The organism is Oleiphilus sp. HI0132 (genome assembly GCF_001635845.1).
In genome coordinates this window covers 1-432 of the sequence record NZ_LWGJ01000853.1, presented here as the reverse complement: position 1 = coordinate 432, position 432 = coordinate 1, and the positions used below count along the sequence as shown (strand labels likewise).

1 pseudogene is annotated in these 432 nt (G+C 46.5%); it reads left to right on the top strand.

Annotated features, from left to right (window positions below):
• Positions 1 to 223 (top strand): annotated as a pseudogene (locus tag A3766_RS30900) (type IV pili twitching motility protein PilT); the annotation flags it as partial.
• Positions 224 to 432 lie beyond the last annotated feature (209 nt).

The window sequence follows — 432 nt, the reverse complement described above, 5'->3', positions numbered from 1 at the left end:
TCTACACAAAGCAGGCAAAATATCTCTTGAAGAAGCTATTAAGAACGCTGACTCTGCTAATAACCTTCGCTTGAAGATCAAGCTAAATGACTCGAATGGTGGAGAAGGGGATTCAAGTGAACCGTCTAAAGACACCATGGTCACGTCCAGCGCTTTGGAATTAAGCCTTGAAGAAATTAAGAAGGACGAACCCGAGGATGATTTTCCTTCGCCTTCATTTTAATGGTCCGAACTCGGCCTATAGTTTTAAAATAGCGTTTAGGCCCAGCGTGACAGGGTTGCTTAGGCATGAATGTCCGCATTTAATACTCAGACAACTCTAATAGGGTGCGCCATGCGCACCGCTGAACCCTGTGGCTCAAACAAACATAAATTGAGGTAACCCCCTAACCAGTAAGCAGAGCCTTCCACGGCTCGCAAGCGGGCTAGCAC